At 39.3% G+C, this 15,573-nt stretch carries 20 protein-coding genes, 2 tRNA genes and 1 riboswitch; of the genes, 13 read left to right on the top strand and 9 right to left on the bottom strand.

Translation table 11 applies throughout. The annotated features are described in order from the left end of the window. Positions 1-4: 4 nt before the first annotated feature. The 6 genes from ACT53H_RS06275 (at position 5) to panD (ending at position 2,739) form a co-directional block, all read left to right on the top strand. Positions 5-79: transfer RNA gene (locus ACT53H_RS06275), tRNA-Gln, on the top strand. Positions 80-170: 91 nt separating this feature from the next. Further along, a tRNA-Gln gene (locus ACT53H_RS06280) sits at positions 171-245 on the top strand. Positions 246-281: 36 nt separating this feature from the next. Further along, entirely contained in the window at positions 282-1,232 is a 951-nt protein-coding gene (locus ACT53H_RS06285) for a ribose-phosphate pyrophosphokinase (RefSeq protein WP_005303079.1), read from the top strand. Positions 1,233-1,328: 96 nt separating this feature from the next. Then, positions 1,329-1,625, top strand: coding sequence for a 50S ribosomal protein L25 (gene rplY, locus ACT53H_RS06290; protein WP_004794199.1), 297 nt, complete (start codon positions 1,329-1,331; stop codon positions 1,623-1,625). A gap of 20 nt (positions 1,626-1,645) precedes the next feature. Beyond that, complete coding sequence (pth, locus tag ACT53H_RS06295; protein ID WP_004794200.1) at positions 1,646-2,227, top strand: aminoacyl-tRNA hydrolase; 582 nt, start codon at positions 1,646-1,648, stop codon at positions 2,225-2,227. A gap of 131 nt (positions 2,228-2,358) precedes the next feature. After that, on the top strand, positions 2,359-2,739 hold the full coding sequence (gene panD / locus ACT53H_RS06300) for an aspartate 1-decarboxylase (RefSeq protein WP_002120296.1): 381 nt from the start codon (positions 2,359-2,361) through the stop codon (positions 2,737-2,739). Positions 2,740-2,794: 55 nt separating this feature from the next. Here panD and ACT53H_RS06305 read toward each other — a convergent pair whose 3' ends face one another. Together ACT53H_RS06305 and ACT53H_RS06310 are read right to left on the bottom strand one after the other, a co-directional pair. After that, positions 2,795-3,346, bottom strand: coding sequence for a GDYXXLXY domain-containing protein (locus ACT53H_RS06305; protein WP_476008873.1), 552 nt, complete (start codon positions 3,344-3,346; stop codon positions 2,795-2,797). Further along, positions 3,343-5,127, bottom strand: a complete 1,785-nt coding sequence (locus tag ACT53H_RS06310) for a DUF4401 domain-containing protein (protein WP_476008874.1) — start codon at positions 5,125-5,127, stop codon at positions 3,343-3,345. The genes ACT53H_RS06305 and ACT53H_RS06310 overlap by 4 nt, the downstream gene beginning before the upstream one ends. A gap of 176 nt (positions 5,128-5,303) precedes the next feature. Further along, positions 5,304-5,454, top strand: a riboswitch (FMN riboswitch). Positions 5,455-5,544: 90 nt separating this feature from the next. On the opposite strand from ACT53H_RS06310, the gene ribB reads away from it, so the two are divergent. Continuing rightward, positions 5,545-6,204 carry a 3,4-dihydroxy-2-butanone-4-phosphate synthase gene (gene ribB / locus ACT53H_RS06315; protein ID WP_476008875.1) on the top strand — a complete coding sequence of 220 codons (660 nt, stop codon included), beginning with the start codon at positions 5,545-5,547 and terminating at the stop codon, positions 6,202-6,204. A gap of 59 nt (positions 6,205-6,263) precedes the next feature. Here the strand turns inward: ribB and ACT53H_RS06320 are convergent, their stop codons facing one another. Continuing rightward, on the bottom strand, positions 6,264-6,938 hold the full coding sequence (locus ACT53H_RS06320) for an HAD-IA family hydrolase (RefSeq protein WP_476008876.1): 675 nt from the start codon (positions 6,936-6,938) through the stop codon (positions 6,264-6,266). A gap of 97 nt (positions 6,939-7,035) precedes the next feature. Between ACT53H_RS06320 and ACT53H_RS06325 the strand changes: the two genes are divergently transcribed. Continuing rightward, on the top strand, positions 7,036-7,803 hold the full coding sequence (locus ACT53H_RS06325) for a hydroxymethylpyrimidine/phosphomethylpyrimidine kinase (RefSeq protein WP_049838163.1): 768 nt from the start codon (positions 7,036-7,038) through the stop codon (positions 7,801-7,803). A gap of 43 nt (positions 7,804-7,846) precedes the next feature. Here the strand turns inward: ACT53H_RS06325 and lysM are convergent, their stop codons facing one another. The 6 genes from lysM to ACT53H_RS06355 all read right to left on the bottom strand — a co-directional run bounded on the left by lysM (position 7,847) and on the right by ACT53H_RS06355 (position 11,518). Further along, a complete protein-coding gene (gene lysM, locus ACT53H_RS06330; protein ID WP_151964547.1) occupies positions 7,847-8,320 on the bottom strand; it encodes a peptidoglycan-binding protein LysM in 474 nt (157 codons plus the stop codon). A 187-nt stretch (positions 8,321-8,507) separates the two neighbouring features. Further along, positions 8,508-8,744: an acyl carrier protein gene (gene acpP / locus ACT53H_RS06335; RefSeq protein ID WP_004641570.1), complete on the bottom strand. Its 237-nt coding sequence runs from the start codon at positions 8,742-8,744 to the stop codon at positions 8,508-8,510. An 84-nt stretch (positions 8,745-8,828) separates the two neighbouring features. After that, a complete protein-coding gene (gene fabG, locus ACT53H_RS06340) occupies positions 8,829-9,563 on the bottom strand; it encodes a 3-oxoacyl-ACP reductase FabG (protein ID WP_004794212.1) in 735 nt (244 codons plus the stop codon). Beyond that, complete coding sequence (fabD, locus tag ACT53H_RS06345; RefSeq protein WP_004794214.1) at positions 9,560-10,546, bottom strand: ACP S-malonyltransferase; 987 nt, start codon at positions 10,544-10,546, stop codon at positions 9,560-9,562. The genes fabG and fabD overlap by 4 nt, the downstream gene beginning before the upstream one ends. A gap of 151 nt (positions 10,547-10,697) precedes the next feature. Beyond that, positions 10,698-10,883 (bottom strand): 50S ribosomal protein L32, encoded by a 186-nt coding sequence (gene rpmF, locus ACT53H_RS06350; RefSeq protein ID WP_000290730.1) that lies wholly within the window; start codon positions 10,881-10,883, stop codon positions 10,698-10,700. Between the two features lie 74 nt (positions 10,884-10,957). Further along, positions 10,958-11,518 (bottom strand): YceD family protein, encoded by a 561-nt coding sequence (locus ACT53H_RS06355; RefSeq protein ID WP_004794216.1) that lies wholly within the window; start codon positions 11,516-11,518, stop codon positions 10,958-10,960. Positions 11,519-11,614: 96 nt separating this feature from the next. On the opposite strand from ACT53H_RS06355, the gene ACT53H_RS06360 reads away from it, so the two are divergent. From ACT53H_RS06360 to rluB, 5 genes are all read left to right on the top strand, one after another. Continuing rightward, positions 11,615-12,277: an elongation factor P hydroxylase gene (locus tag ACT53H_RS06360; RefSeq protein ID WP_004794218.1), complete on the top strand. Its 663-nt coding sequence runs from the start codon at positions 11,615-11,617 to the stop codon at positions 12,275-12,277. Between the two features lie 89 nt (positions 12,278-12,366). After that, the gene (locus ACT53H_RS06365) at positions 12,367-12,984 is read left to right on the top strand and encodes an L-threonylcarbamoyladenylate synthase (protein WP_004794219.1); all 618 of its coding nucleotides are present in this window, start codon (positions 12,367-12,369) and stop codon (positions 12,982-12,984) included. Between the two features lie 224 nt (positions 12,985-13,208). Next, positions 13,209-14,000 carry a segregation and condensation protein A gene (locus ACT53H_RS06370; RefSeq protein WP_034590956.1) on the top strand — a complete coding sequence of 264 codons (792 nt, stop codon included), beginning with the start codon at positions 13,209-13,211 and terminating at the stop codon, positions 13,998-14,000. Beyond that, entirely contained in the window at positions 13,997-14,590 is a 594-nt protein-coding gene (gene scpB, locus ACT53H_RS06375; RefSeq protein WP_004794223.1) for an SMC-Scp complex subunit ScpB, read from the top strand. Before ACT53H_RS06370 ends, scpB begins: the two co-directional genes overlap by 4 nt. A gap of 41 nt (positions 14,591-14,631) precedes the next feature. Further along, positions 14,632-15,555 (top strand): 23S rRNA pseudouridine(2605) synthase RluB, encoded by a 924-nt coding sequence (gene rluB, locus ACT53H_RS06380; RefSeq protein ID WP_004794225.1) that lies wholly within the window; start codon positions 14,632-14,634, stop codon positions 15,553-15,555. Positions 15,556-15,573 lie beyond the last annotated feature (18 nt).

Here is a 15,573-nt window from a genome sequence, read left to right on the forward strand (position 1 = left end):
ATTTAGGGGCGTCGCCAAGTGGTAAGGCACCGGGTTTTGATCTCGGCATCCGTTGGTTCGAATCCAGCCGCCCCTGCCATTCTCTTATTTTAAAGACAGACTTAATTGCTATGCTTTTTGTTGATTAATCTTGACATTGCATTGCAAAAATATTAAAGTTCTGCCGCATTAGGGGCGTCGCCAAGTGGTAAGGCACCGGGTTTTGATCTCGGCATCCGTTGGTTCGAATCCAGCCGCCCCTGCCATCTATTTAATTACATACCAACCGCCAAGGGTGCTTCATGCCCAATCTTGTCGTTTTTAGTGGAAATGCTCATCCACAGTTCGCTCAAAAAGTCGTAAGTCACTTACATATCCCTCTAGGTGCTGCATCAGTCGGTCACTTTTCTGATGGAGAAATTTCAGTAGAAATTACTGAAAATGTTCGTGGTAAAGACGTATTTATCGTTCAGCCTACTTGTGCCCCTACCAATGATAACCTTATGGAAATCTTGGTTATGGCAGACGCCTTGCGTCGTGCAAGTGCTGGTCGTATTACCGCTGTTATCCCTTATTTTGGTTATGCTCGCCAAGACCGTCGTCCACGTTCTGCACGTGTACCGATTACAGCTAAAGTTGTTGCAGACATGCTTACCACTGTTGGTATTGATCGTGTCGTAATGATTGACTTACATGCTGACCAAATTCAGGGTTTCTTCGATATTCCAGTCGACAACATCTACGGTACTCCTGCTTTGCTTGCTGACTTACGTCAACAACAGCATGACAACCTTATGGTGGTTTCTCCTGACGTTGGTGGTGTAGTACGTGCTCGTGCCGTTGCCAAACAGATGGGTGACATCGATTTAGCAATTATTGACAAACGTCGTCAAAAAGCCAATGAGTCGCAAGTTATGCACTTAATTGGTGACGTAAAAGATCGTGATTGCGTTATCGTAGATGACATGGTTGATACTGCCGGTACATTGTGCAAAGCAGCTGATGCGCTTAAGCAATTTGGTGCACGCCGTGTAGTTGCATACGCAACTCACCCTGTACTTTCTGGCAAGGCTATTGAAAACTTACGTAATTCAGTTATTGATGAATTGGTTGTCACTGACACCATTCCTCTTTCTGATGAAGCATTAACCTTGGGCAAAATCCGTCAGGTTTCTGTTGCTAGCATGGTTGCTGAAACGATTCGTCGTATTAATAACGAAGAATCTATCAGTGCGATGTTCGATAGTTTATAATACCGCAGCTTTTATGAACCCTGGCCTTGGCTGGGGTTTTCTATCACTAAACTGGTCGCAAGTTTAGTATATTTAAACTTTAATGAGGATTTACTCATGGCAAACTTCGTATTAAACGCTCAAGCGCGTGCTGAAGACAAACAAGGGAAAGGTGCGAGCCGCCGCCTTCGTCACGAAGCATTAATTCCAGCTATCATTTATGGTGGCAATGCTGAGCCTGTAGCTATTACTTTAGAACTTCGTGAGCTTGTAAAAGCTTTAGAAAACAATGCTTTCTTTGAAGAAGTTGTAGAAATCAAAGTGGGCGACAAAGTTGAAAACGTTAAAATCCAAGCGTTACAACGTCACCCATCTAAAAACACTCCTATGCACGCTGACTTCAAACGCGCATAAGTGTTGAAAGGCGTAGATTAGTGTCAAATATTTCGCTAATTGTTGGTTTGGGCAATCCTGGTTCAGAATATGCCCAAACCCGCCATAATGCAGGCTTTTGGTTCATTGAACAGCTTGCTAATAAATATGGCATTACATTAAAAAATGATCCGAAATTTCACGGAATCAGTGGACGTGGTAATATAGAAGGACACGATGTCCGTCTACTTCTACCCACTACATTTATGAACCGCTCTGGACAAAGTGTAGTTCCATTTGCAAAATTCTATCAAATTGCTCCCGAAGCAATTTTGATTGCTCATGATGAACTTGATATGAACCCTGGTGTAATTCGTCTTAAAACAGGCGGTGGACATGGTGGTCATAACGGTTTACGTGACATTGTCCCTCATATTGGTCCAAATTTTCATCGTTTACGTATTGGTATCGGACATCCTGGCTCAAAAGAAAGAGTTTCAGGTCACGTACTTGGAAAAGCACCAAGTAGTGAACAAAATCTGATGGATGCAGCAATTGATCATGCCCTTTCTAAAGTGAAACTACTTGTTCAAGGACAAGTTCCACAGGCCATGAATCAAATTAATGCATATAAACCCACTTAAATTGTTGAACAATCATGCTTGCTATCTTGCTTTTTTAGGAGCAAAATGCGCATCAGCCACTTTGCCAACCGCAAAAGCTAAAGATTTCACCATAAGATCTACATCTTAGGTCTACTCAGGAGACGCTAGCCATGCTATCTCGTTTATTAAAATGCAAAATTCACCGTGCAGTTGTAACCCATGCTGAACTTCACTATGAAGGTTCTTGTGCAATTGATGGCGTATTGATGGACTTAGCTGGTATTCGTGAATATGAAGAAATTCATGTTTGGAATGTAACCAATGGCAAACGCTTCACGACTTATGCGATTCGTGGTGAAGATAACTCTGGAATTATTTCAGTAAACGGCGGTGCTGCACATCAAGCAGACGTTGGTGATCTAGTCATTATTGCTACATTTGGTGATTTTACTGAAGCTGAAGCAAACATTCATAAACCACGTTTGGTCTATGCAAACCCAAATAATACAGTCAACCACACAGCGAATTGTATCCCTGTTCAAGTTGCCTAACTTCTTCTAAGAATAAAAAAGCCCGCATTGACGGGCTTTTATAATTTTATAAATCCTAAATCGTTCCTTTCCACCAGTTCTTTTGCTGTTTGCAATTTAATGGTTGAAGCCCCTCTCCTCGCAAATCAAACAGAATCGCCTCTCCTTTTGTATTTATCTTAAATTCGGCATACTTTGCTTTCTGATAGCATTGAGCTAGACCTTCGGCAAACAAGAAACTTCGTGAAGCGGGATATAAAGCCTGTAAACGATTTTCAGGATTTTTTAAAATTAAACTTTGCCCAGCAAATGAATTGTTAATATCTAAAATTGTACGAACTACTCGATTTTGTGAATCCAAAATAACTTTTGCTGGAACAGAAGAATGATTAAAAATTACCTGATCTAGAGCCTCATTCTCACTTCCTGCAAGAGCTTTAAGAGATTGTAAATTTAACTCATAAGCCAGTGCCATATAGTCACCTTGTAAAATTGAACGAGGATCAACTGGTCTAAGTTCAATAAAAATACTTTTGCTATGATGCAAATGCCATTCGTTTTTTGCGACTAATCCTACAAAGATTAATATGGTGGTTAATGCAAGAATAAGAGAAAAATACTTTTTCATTCTTTCTCTCCTTCAACAAGACCATCTTTATTTTCACGATGAAGTAGCCATGACAGAGCCAAGAGAACAGCACCAGAAATAAAAATTGAGGCACTTTTGGCTAGAAAAGTTATTTGTAAGTTGTAGTAGAGCTGCCAGAACACTAAAACTAATACAGCCAAGCTAACTCCATAAACAATATAATCTTTCTTTTTTAATGCCCACGTTAAAATAATGAACAGGATAAAAATTTCAAAATAACCAAGTGTAATAAGCAATATGCCAAAAATTAAAAAAGCGAAAAAAGTGATTCCCTGAAGTTGTCTATATAAATGAAAAACACTAAAGCAAAGTAACCAAACACTAGGCAGAAAATATAGAACCCACCTATGTTGATCTATCGAATTTTCTGGAACGAGTCCCATAAAAGTATCGAAAAAAGAAGCGACTAGAATGACGACTAGCACACATAAAAAAATACTACGCTCATATAGAGCTAGTGACTTTCTTTTAGGTAAGAGCACCAAACTAAAAACAAAATAATTGAGCAAAGTTAAATTTAAATAGGTTTGAGTAGAATGTATTGACCACAACGAATGGTCTAGTTGTAGCAAATAGACAAAAGCGATGCCATATGTAGCAAGCATTTGAATTAAAATGAAGAACCAATGCGGTTTAAGAAAATAACTGATACATAGAATAAAAATCTGTGCAATTAAAACCCATAGAATTTGATCTGTTTCTGAACCAAGATGAAATAAGAAAGCAGTCTGTCCACTAATAAATAAACAATAAGCAAATTGTCGAAAGAAATAGCTTTGTGATTTCTTTAAAAGAATAAAAGCTAATCCAACAAAAATAATTCCAATGACTAAAGAAATGGCCTCCCAAAACACGAGTGTAAATGCTGCAAGTGCTAAACCAGCAAGCCAAGCACCAATTGCTAAAGGAATGACATAAAAACGGCTTTGGCGAAAAATTCTTATTAAGAAATAACTAATAAGTGCAAACCAAGTAAAAATAATGCCCGCAATCAGTAAAAAAATGAACTCATTAGAATCTTTAAATAAATGATTAATCCCATCTACAAGCCATATTGTTGCAGTCACGCCAAGAACAGCAGCCATTAAACTGGCACATAATTGATCATTTTTTTTGAAGAAATAATAAAAAGCGATTATTCCTAAAAAGAAAGCCGAGATCAGATAAGGAATGTTTGTATTCGATAAGTATTGAATCATTCCAATGATTGAAATGACAGCAAACCAAGCGATAAAAACAAAACGTAATGCACGATACTTCTTTATACAGACCCAAAACTCGATAAGGCTTAATAAATTTAGAGTGAATAGATATAAATAAGGAAATTTTTCTGCCCAAAAAGTCTGTCGAAAAAATAAAAAAAGTGTAAGTTGGCTAGTAATACAAATTAAAGCAAAGATTCCAATATTTGGTCGATATAGCCAAGGTAATAACAGCAACGCCCAAATCAGGAAAAGTAAATAACTGTCTGCTCCAGTTTGATAGACCTGCCCGATTACAGCCAAACTTAAGCCTACCATCAAGCCGCAAATACCATGTAAAGTCTGCCTAACTCCTTCACTTAAAGTATCTTTTATACTGATCCATGCTGTCACAAGTAATATAAGTGGCGGGATGGTTAGCTGGATGCTGTCTGGAAGCATTAGCCAATTAGCAGCAATTAAATAAAGAATACTGAACGCCATAAATACATAACTAAAAATATGGAGATGCTGAATAAATAAAGTATTCCTAAGGGGATAATCATCTCTTATCTGCATGAAACACCTATTTTATTTATAATTTTCTATAAAAAACATAGCATTCCATTTTCATATCAACAAGTAAGCTCTTGTTAAAAAGCCTATTTCCATTTGTGAAAATACTTATTCATAAAGAAACTTAGCATTCTATAAAAGCATCTAGTCAATTTTATCCAGCGCGCTATAATAAAACCCATCGCTTCAGGGCGGGGTGTAATTCCCCACCGGTGGTAAAGTTAATTTTTATTGATAGATTAGCAAGCCCACGAGCTTAAATTTTATGATTTGAGCAGATTTGGTGAAACTCCAAAGCCGACGGTATAGTCCGGATGAAAGAAGACGACGAACTGGGATAAATGCGTTTTATTTCAGTGCCAGCCTGTTTTTACATCAGTCCTGAAATGTTCAACCGTATTTTTACGAGAGCGTTTCATTATGTCTAGCTTAATTCAACCAGAACTTTTTTTCTCAGCCCTCTCTCCTGCTGAAGAACGTATTCAACAAGCATTAGAAGATATCCGTCAAGGCAAACCTGTCTTGGTTATGGATGACTTCGATCGTGAAAATGAAGCAGATTTAATTGTCGCAGCCGAAACTCTAACTGTTGAAACCATGGCACGTATGATTCGTGATGGCTCAGGTATTGTATGTTTATGCCTTACAGAAGAGTTAGCAGATCATTTAGAACTTCCCCCAATGGTTTCTCAAAACTCAAGCCAGTTTCATACCGCTTTTACAGTGACCATTGAAGCAGCTCAAGGTGTTACCACTGGTGTTTCGGCCAAAGACCGCGTTACTACCATTCAAACTGCAATTAAAGATGGTGCTGTTCCAAGTGATCTTAACCGTCCGGGCCATGTTTTTCCTTTACGGGCACGTAGTGGAGGAGTACTGACTCGCCGAGGTCATACTGAGGGAACAATTGATCTAGCAAGACTAGCAGGGCTTAAACCTGCTGGCGTGTTATGTGAACTAACCAACCCAGATGGCACAATGGCATCAGGTATTCAAGTTTTGGCTTATGCGCAAACTCATCACTTAACTGTGATTACGATTGAAGAACTTGTTCAATATCGCCAACAACACGGTGTTTAAATAAAAAAAGGTTTGGCTTTATATCAAAGTCAAACCTTTAAATTAAAACTTACTTATATTTAAGAAACTTTCTTTTGTGCTGCCACTTCTTCAACATAGTCCAAGAGTTCAGAGAATTGATTAATCATTGCTTTTGGCTGTGCTTGAGCAAGTTCCTCTGCTGTTCCATAACCATAAGTCACAGCTACCGCCTCAATACCATTATGACGTGCACCTAAAACATCATATTGACGGTCACCTACCATTAAGCATTCTTCTGGGCTTAGTTGCTCATGCTCAAGAATATAATGAATGAGTTCAGCTTTATTGGTGCGTTCACCTGTTAATTCACTGCCATAAATATGTACAAAATATTGGCTTAATTCAAAATGATCTAAAATTCGTTTCGCATAAATCGTTGGTTTAGCAGTGGCAACAAATAAACGATACCCTTCCTCTTTTAACGCTTTAAGTGTCTGTACAACAGAAGGATATACTTCATTTTCAAATAAACCAACCACCGAGAAACGCTCACGATAAGCAAGCAGAGCTTGTTCAGCTAACGTATCATCTTGAGTAGCCAACAATTTTGCGAGTGAAGGTTTTAAGGGTGGGCCAATGGTCCAGTCAATATTTAAATCGGCAGCCAATGGATAGCCTAGTTTTTCCATTGCATAGCGAATTGAAGTATGGATACCAACTTTTGGGTCTGTTAGGGTTCCATCTAAATCAATCAAAATATGTTTTATAGCCATTCAATCACTAACCCAGTAAAGTATTTAATTCAATTGGTCGAGAGTTTAATCAAACTCTCTTATACTAACGTAAATTTAAATTGAAAAGGAAATAACCGTGCGTCCAACCGTACTTTGTTTCTCGGGTTTAGACCCTTCAGGTGGTGCAGGTTTACAAGCTGATATTGAAGCGATTGGACAAAGTGGTGCTCATGCAGCAATTGCATGTACAGCGCTTACCATTCAGAACTCACAACAAGTATTTGGCTTCGAAGCAACCTCAAAAGAACTATTATTAGCTCAAGCCAATGCCGTTGTTGGTGATTTACCAATTAAATGCGTTAAGTCAGGCATGCTTGGCACTACAGATAATATTGCTGCTCTAGCTGAATTTCTTCGCGCACATCCTGACTATCAATATGTACTTGATCCAGTTTTAGTGGCAAACAGTGGTGGCTCTTTAGGTGATCAAGCAACTCTTGTTAAAGCATTTGTTGAGCTTATTCCCCTAGCCACTATTATTACTCCCAACACGGTCGAATTGCGTGCTTTAACAGGTACTGATGACTTAGACCAAGCAACCAAAAAACTTTTTGAAATGGGTGCTAAAGCTGTATTAGTTAAAGGTGGGCACGAAGATACACCAGATCATATTAAAAATAGTTTATATATTAATGGTGAACTTGCAGCGAGTAGTAGCTGCCCCCGTCTTGAAGGCGAATATCATGGATCAGGTTGTTCTTTAGCTAGTTTTATTGCTGGTCGTTTAGCTTTAGGTGATTCTTTAAAAATTGCAGTTCAGCATGCTGAAACATGGTTATTCGGTGTTTTAAAGAATGCTGACACTCCAGTGCCAAATGGGCAAAAAATACCAAAAAGATTTTAAAAAGAAAAAAAGGCGCCAAAAGCGCCTTTTTTATTACCCTCAATTATTGAGGAATACGTAAAACCTGTCCAGGGAAGATCTCATCTGGATCTTTTAACATTGGTTTATTTGCTTCAAAGATTTTTGGATACTGATTTGCATCCCCGTAAAATTCTTTCGCAATTTTTGAAAGATTGTCACCAGATTTCACTGTATAGAATTTACTTTCCGGTTCAGGAGTTGCAACAGTCATCTGGTCATCTACTTGTGCCACATGATCAATGTTTCCAACAATAAGAATAATTTTCTCTTTATCTGCTTGGCTTTTTACCTGCCCTTTAATAATTGCAGTATCTGTAGCACCATTATAGGTTACAGATAAGCCCTCTACCCCTAAGCCTAAACTTTTAATTAAACCTAATAATTTATTTGCAACTTCTTGTGCAGAAGGTTCTGCTGGTGTTGCCGGAGTTGGTTGTGGTTCTGCAGGAGCGGTATTTTTCTTACCAATACCTTTTACAAAATCAAAAAGCCCCATCTTTTAGTCCTCATATTATTGTTTATAGTAAAGTCATTAAACTGACCTTTATTGTTATACTTCAAAAAAGTTATGCCTCTGCTATCAATTGAGGTTGATCTTGTAAAAATATGTATCTCTTAATTTTTTTATCAAATAAAAAAAGCCACCTTCCGGTGGCCTTCTTTTTTATTCAGCAATATGCGAATTAACCAAGTTTTTTAGTTACATAGTCAATTGCAGATTGAACTGTAGTGATTTCGTTAGAATCTTCATCAGGGATAGTGATGTCGAAGTCATTTTCGAAAGACATTACAAGCTCAACTAAATCTAAAGAGTCAGCACCTAAGTCATCCATAAAAGATGCTTCGTTTTTAATCTCTTCAGCTTTAAGACCAAGTTGTTCTGCAACCGCTTGTTTAACGCGTAGTTCGATATCGCTCACAGGAATTCTCCTCATTGCTTGTGGCGTTTGATTTGCCACTAGTTTAATTGAATATAAAAATTTTTAAAAGTTTATACGTCAGCCTTAGGCCATGTATAAACCACCATTTACATGTAATACCGTACCGGTAATGTAACCTGCTTTATCACTTGCAAGGAAACTCACCGCATTTGCGATATCTTGTGGCTCACCTAAACGATTTAAAGCCACTTGATCACTCATTTTTTTGCGAATGTCTTCACTAAGTGCATCTGTCATTTCTGTTGCGATGAAACCTGGTGCCACACTGTTCACAGTGATTTGGCGGCTACCCATCTCTTTTGCAAGACTACGGCTAAACGCTTCAATACCTGCTTTTGCAGCAGAGTAGTTCGCTTGGCCTGGGTTTGCAAAGTGCGCAACAACAGAACTAATATTAATAATGCGGCCAAAGCGCGCTTTTGTCATACCTTTAAGCACACGTTTAGATAAACGATATACAGCTTTAAGGTGAATGTTGAGAATGTCATCCCAATCATCTTCTGACATGCGTAGCAATAGATTGTCTTTCGTGATACCCGCATTATTAACCAAAACAAGCACAGGGCCATAGTTCTGTTCAATATGAGAAACGACTGCTTCAATCTCATCGAGATTACGCACATCGAGAGCTAAACCTGCACCTTGCTCACCAAAGCTTTCACTTAACTTTTGTGCACCAGATTCAGATGTCGCAGTACCTACAACAAAATAACCGTCTTGAATAAGTTGCTGGGCAATTGCAGCGCCAATGCCCCGACTCGCGCCCGTTACTAATGCAACTTTGCGTTCTTGTGTCATGCAATTTTTCCTTCTGCCACTAAAACAGCATTTAGGGCATCTTCCATTTTACTCTTGCTATCAATCGCAAAAGCTTTTTCTATATTTGGTAAACGCTTCGCGAGATTACTCAATACTGTACCAGGGCCACACTCAACAACGTAGTGAATACCTTGGTCTTGTAAGAACTGCATCGTGTCTGTCCATTGTACAGATTGGTACAATTGAGCAGTCAACGCCTGACGCAATTGAGCAACATCGGTAGCTATTCCCGCGTTGACATTTTGTATTACAGGTATGGTAGGCAGCTCAATGGCAGTTTGTTCCAAAGCTTCTGCAAATTTTTCAGCAGCAGGCTTCATCAATGAACAATGCGAAGGAACTGACACAGGTAAAGCAATTGCCTTAGCAGATTGCTCTTTTGCCAAAGCCATTACTTGTTGTACAGATGCTGTACTTCCGGCAATTACGACTTGGCCTTGTGAATTATAGTTTGCAGCTTCTACTGAGCCTTCACCTGACGCACTCACAGTTTGGCAAAGTTCAACCACTTTTTCATCAGCCAAACCAAGGATTGCAGCCATAGCTCCCTCCCCTTGAGGAACAGCGCTTTGCATGAGTTTGCCACGCAAATTCACGAGTTTCACTGCATCTGCCAAGCTCATAGATCCTGCAGCAACCAAAGCGCTGTATTCACCTAGAGAATGTCCTGCAAGGTACTTAGGTGCCAGACCACCTAAATCAAGCCATACACGCCATAAAGCGATACTGGCAGTTAATAACACAGGTTGGGTATTTTCTGTTTGGTTGAGACCTTCGCCACTTTGCGCAATATGCCACAGATCAAATCCAAGCGCATCTGAAGCTTCCGCAAAGGTTTGCCCAACCCCACTAAACTGTTCTGCTAGTTCAGCAAGCATACCGACTTTTTGTGAACCTTGACCTGGAAACACAAACGCAGTTTTTGTGGCTAAAGCTACTTGTTCAAGACGTTTAGCAGACATAAGAAATCCTTTTTTGGGTTTTCACTCATTTCTGGAGCGGAAATTTAACATGTTATTTATATTTTTATAATTGCGAAAAACAACAAAAAAAGGGAGCTTTCGCTCCCATTTTTTCTATACTTAAGCATCACGCTTAATGCATATCATACAATTATTCAGCATCAGCTGCTTTAGCGAATAATTGACGACCACGGTAGAAACCGTCTTTAGTCACGTGGTGACGACGATGAGTTTCACCAGTTGCTTGGTCTACTGTTAATGCATTCTCGGTTAAAGCGTCATGTGAACGGCGCATGTCACGGCGAGAGCGACTTTTACGGTTTTGCTGAACGGCCATGATGGCTCCTTACAAAGATCGAAAAAATGGATCAGAACAAATTCAGTTGTCTTATCTCACAATTATATCACAAATTATGAGTTAAGTTTACCCTTCAAACCTGCCAAAACATCAAACGGGTTATCCCGCTTTTCTTCAACAACATTTTGAATGGTAGGTTGATGTTTATTTTCACAAGCATCATGCTTGGGAGATAAAGGCATCAACAATAACAGTTCATCTTCTAGTAATGCGAGCAAGTTAATCGAGGCTGGCGTATCATAATCGCCTTTCGTCGAAGACTCACTTTCACCTAAAACGATGAAATCAGCATCCTCATCCAAGCGCTCTATCAGTGACTCATCATCCACTAATGCAATATGAAAGTCCAAGACAAGAGGCATTTCAACAGGTTCCAAACAACGTTGGCACTCCATTGGAACTATCGTGTCCATATGACCATCCATCCACACAATGCGATGATATGCATCCATTGATAGCTTACAGTCTATGTTGATCAATTGGTTATCAATTGATCCAACAGCTTCACGAGCGATACGAGCAAAGCGAGACAAGGGCAGTTGACCTGACCATGTAAAGCCTTGTTCAGCCCATTTAAACGGCTCAATCTGTGCCGGAAAGGTATTTGCTGACATAATTAAGGCGGCAATTCTACAAATTCATCGGTACTCTGTCAAAGATTAAGATACAATTTTGCACTTCTTTAGACAGAACTCGGGGTAAATTAAGCAATGCACCTGTTGCAGCCGCAACCTGAAGTTAACACTTCATTACTCGTTTGCACCCATTCAACCCATCAGAACACTCTTGTACCTGACATAGTGCAACTCTCACCATGGTCAAGCTCAAAATCGGAGTCTGAGCAAGTTGATTGGCTTATTTTACACTTTAATCACTGGTTTTCCCACCATAATGTGACATTAGTTCGTGGAGATTTTGAACCAGAATATTTCCCTGCAACAAATAAAGAACCTGCCAAGATTCAATTTGCCCATGGTTTCTTTAATAGTGCCTTGCATGAAATTAGTCATTGGTCTATTGCAGGTGAAAAAAGACGTCTATTACCAGATCTAGGATATTGGTACGCTCCCGATGGCCGTACGCAAGAACAGCAAAGTCTATTTGAACAAGTCGAAGTTAAGCCCCAGGCAATTGAATGGTTGTTTGCACAGTCTTTTGGTAGAAAATTTAGAGTCTCGCTTGATAACCTGACAGGTGATGGCGGAGATGGCAAAATATTTAAAGATAATGTCTATGCTCAAGTACAACGTTACTTTTCAGGTGAAGCCAAGTTGCCACGTGATGCAGCAGCATTTATTGGTTTTATTTGCCAATGTACACGTTCAGGCCTAGCATTACAATTAAATGAATTTAAACGTGAACTCCTTGATTAATTGACAAAAAAACCACGTTAATTACTTGCATAGGTTACTTAAAAAGCCTAATAATTATTTTAACACTGGCGTGATGGAGTCTCTAAAATATGATGCATTTACATGTACATCCTGAAAATCCACAGCAACGCCTTATTAGCCAAGCGGTTGAACGCATTCGTGCCGGAGATGTTGTGGTTTATCCTACCGATGCAGCCTACGCAATTGGGTGCCAAATCGGTAATAAAAATGCCATGGAACGTATTGCGCAGATTCGCGGTTTAGGACCTAAACATCAATATGCCATTATGTGCTGTGACTTATCAGATATTGCAACGTATGCAAAAGTTGATAATGCAACATATCGTTTATTGAAAGCGAATACCCCTGCTATAACGACATTCATTTTACCTGCAACAAGTGAAGTTCCTCGTAGGTTAATGCATCCTAAAAAGAAAACGATTGGCTTACGCATTCCAAGTAATCCAATTTGTCAGGCTTTATTACAAGAGCTTGGCGAACCTCTACTCACTAGTACATTAATTTTACCGGGCCAAGAAGACCCTCTAGATGATCCTTACGATATTGAAAATCAGCTAGATAAACGAATCGATGTATTTATTGATGGTGGTTTCGGTACTTTAACAAGCACAAGTATTGTCGACTTATCGGGTGAACATCCTGAAATTATCCGTCGTGGTATTGGCGATGTAAGTGCTTTTGAATAAGCACTTACAATTTTTACCAATAGTTTTAAAAAAAGTATTATCACTCAAAAAAATACTCTTTATTTATTTTGGATTTTTTTTACACTTTAGTCGTTAAGTAATTTATTAAAAGGCACAATTCATTTAGAATGATTTTCACTATCTGCTGTTCTTCTGTTTACAGCTCTCTTTGACTTGAATAACAAGTCTCATGCTTTTGAAAATTCGCGTGGCTTATAATCGTAATGAATCAATCACTTCATCAATCCATGGAAGACGCTCCACACATCCGTGTTTTAGATGAGTGGCATGACAAGATTCCTGAAGATCTCTATATCCCTCCTGCTGCATTTGAGATTTTGCTCGAACAGTTTGAAGGTCCACTAGATTTTTTAATTTATCTGATTCAAAAAAACGGTTTTGATTTAATTCACGTCGATATTGCGCCTATAGCAACTCAATATTTAACTTATATGGATAGTATGAAATCTTTAAATATTGAGCTAACCGCTGATTATATGGTGATGGCAGCTTTATTGGCAGATTTAAAATCTCGCCTACTTTTACCAAAGCCAACAATCATCAGTATTGAAAAAGACCCTAAACAAGAACTTATTGACCGACTTGAAACTTATCTACGTATCAAGCAAGCGGCTGAACGTTTGGGTCAAATGCCAATTCTTGAGCGTGATACATTCAGTGCAAATGTGAGCTTAGGTCATATTGCTCCTGTTTATGAAGGCTATGATATTTCAGCATTACATGACGCATTGTTCTGTGTGTTTAACCGACCAGAACCTATTACGCATGTTGTGGCTCAAGAGCCTGTCTTACTAGAAGAACGCATTGCATATATTGAAGAGAAATTAGAGTCTGGTGACGTGTTAAGTTTTAAAGAATTACTCAATCCTCTGCAAGGTCGCATGGGAATGGTTGTTACATTTATGGCTGTTTTAGAGTTAACCCGACAACAGCGAATTAAAATTATTGCCTCAGGTATTGAAGCTCCGTTAGCAATTCAAGGATCTTCAATATGAGCTTTGAACAAAATAATACGGATTTGTCATTAGCTGACATTCACCACGAAGTCTTATTACAACTTGAAGCTATTATTTTTGCCAGTGAAGCGCCCGTTTCAATTGCCCGTTTAAAAGAAGCATTTAATAATCAATATAATAAACAACAGCTTCGTCAACTTTTACAACAGCTCGCGCTATTACAACATGGCCGATCTATTGAATTGATTGAAACAGCGCAAGGGTTTCGCTTTCAGGTAAGATCTAAATATCGTAGTATTATTGCTCAAATTTGGCCAGAGCGACCAACAAAACTGTCGCCTTCATTACTAGAAACCCTGGCTGTCATTGCTTATCATCAACCGGTTACCCGCGCTGATATTGAACAAATTCGTGGTGTGTCTAATAATAGTCAGATTCTTAGAACACTATTTGACTGGAACTGGATTAAAGAAGCCGGTTTTAGAGATTTACCCGGAAGACCCGCGTTGCTAATTACAACGCCTCAGTTTCTGAATGCTTTTGGTCTAGCATCGCTAGGCCAATTGCCTCCCCTACAGAACGCCAAGGAAGCCTTTATGGCTCTCGATGCAAATGCACCGAAATCATAAAGAGGTGGACTGTTGATCATTATGTCTAAGGTTGTGCTGTCATGAGTGAAAAATTGCAAAAAGTATTAGCGCGAATCGGATTAGGTTCCCGCCGATATATGGAAGAGGTTATTGCCGCAGGACGCGTGAGTGTAAACGGTCGTGTTGCCCAAGTGGGTGAGCGCATTGAACCAGGCGATGAATTACGCATTGATGGCCGTAAAGTTCAGTTTCAAATTGAAGACGAAATTCGTCGCCGTGTATTGATTTACTATAAGCCAGAAGGCGAAATCTGTTCACGTAATGATCCTGAAAAACGCCCGACTGTATTTGATCATTTGCCACAAATTGCGAATGACCGCTGGGTAATGGTAGGTCGTCTCGATATTAACAGTACTGGTTTATTATTGTTTACAAATGATGGTGAGCTTGCTAACCGCTTAATGCACCCATCAAATGAAGTTGAACGTGAATATGCTGTTCGAGTTATGGGTGAAGTAACACCTAAAATACGCCAAAACATGGTAAATGGTGTAGAACTTGAAGATGGTCCTGCTAAATTTGAATCTTTCTCGGAAATCGGCGGTGAAGGTATTAACCGCTGGTACCAAGTTGTGGTGAAAGAAGGCCGTAACCGTGAGGTTCGTCGTATTTTTGAATCACAAGAACTTAAAGTAAGCCGCTTATTGCGTACGCGCTACGGTACAGTTATTTTACCACGCGAACTACGTACTGGCCGCTGGATGGAACTCGATAAAACTGACATCGATAATCTAGCAAAATCTGTTGAGTTAAAACCACGTCAAGGTACAGGTTTATTTGGTATGGCGAAACGTCGTACTGACCGTATGACTGAAAAGCCAATGGCTGCTCGTCGTGGCGGTTACTTACGCCAACAACGTCGTGATGAAGAAAAAGAAGCTCCGGCTAACACGGGTAACCAACGTAAATCGACTGGTTTTAACCGTGGTTCAAAGAAATTCTAAGATTGAATGATATAAAAA

This window comes from Acinetobacter sp. DMC2 (assembly GCF_056314305.1).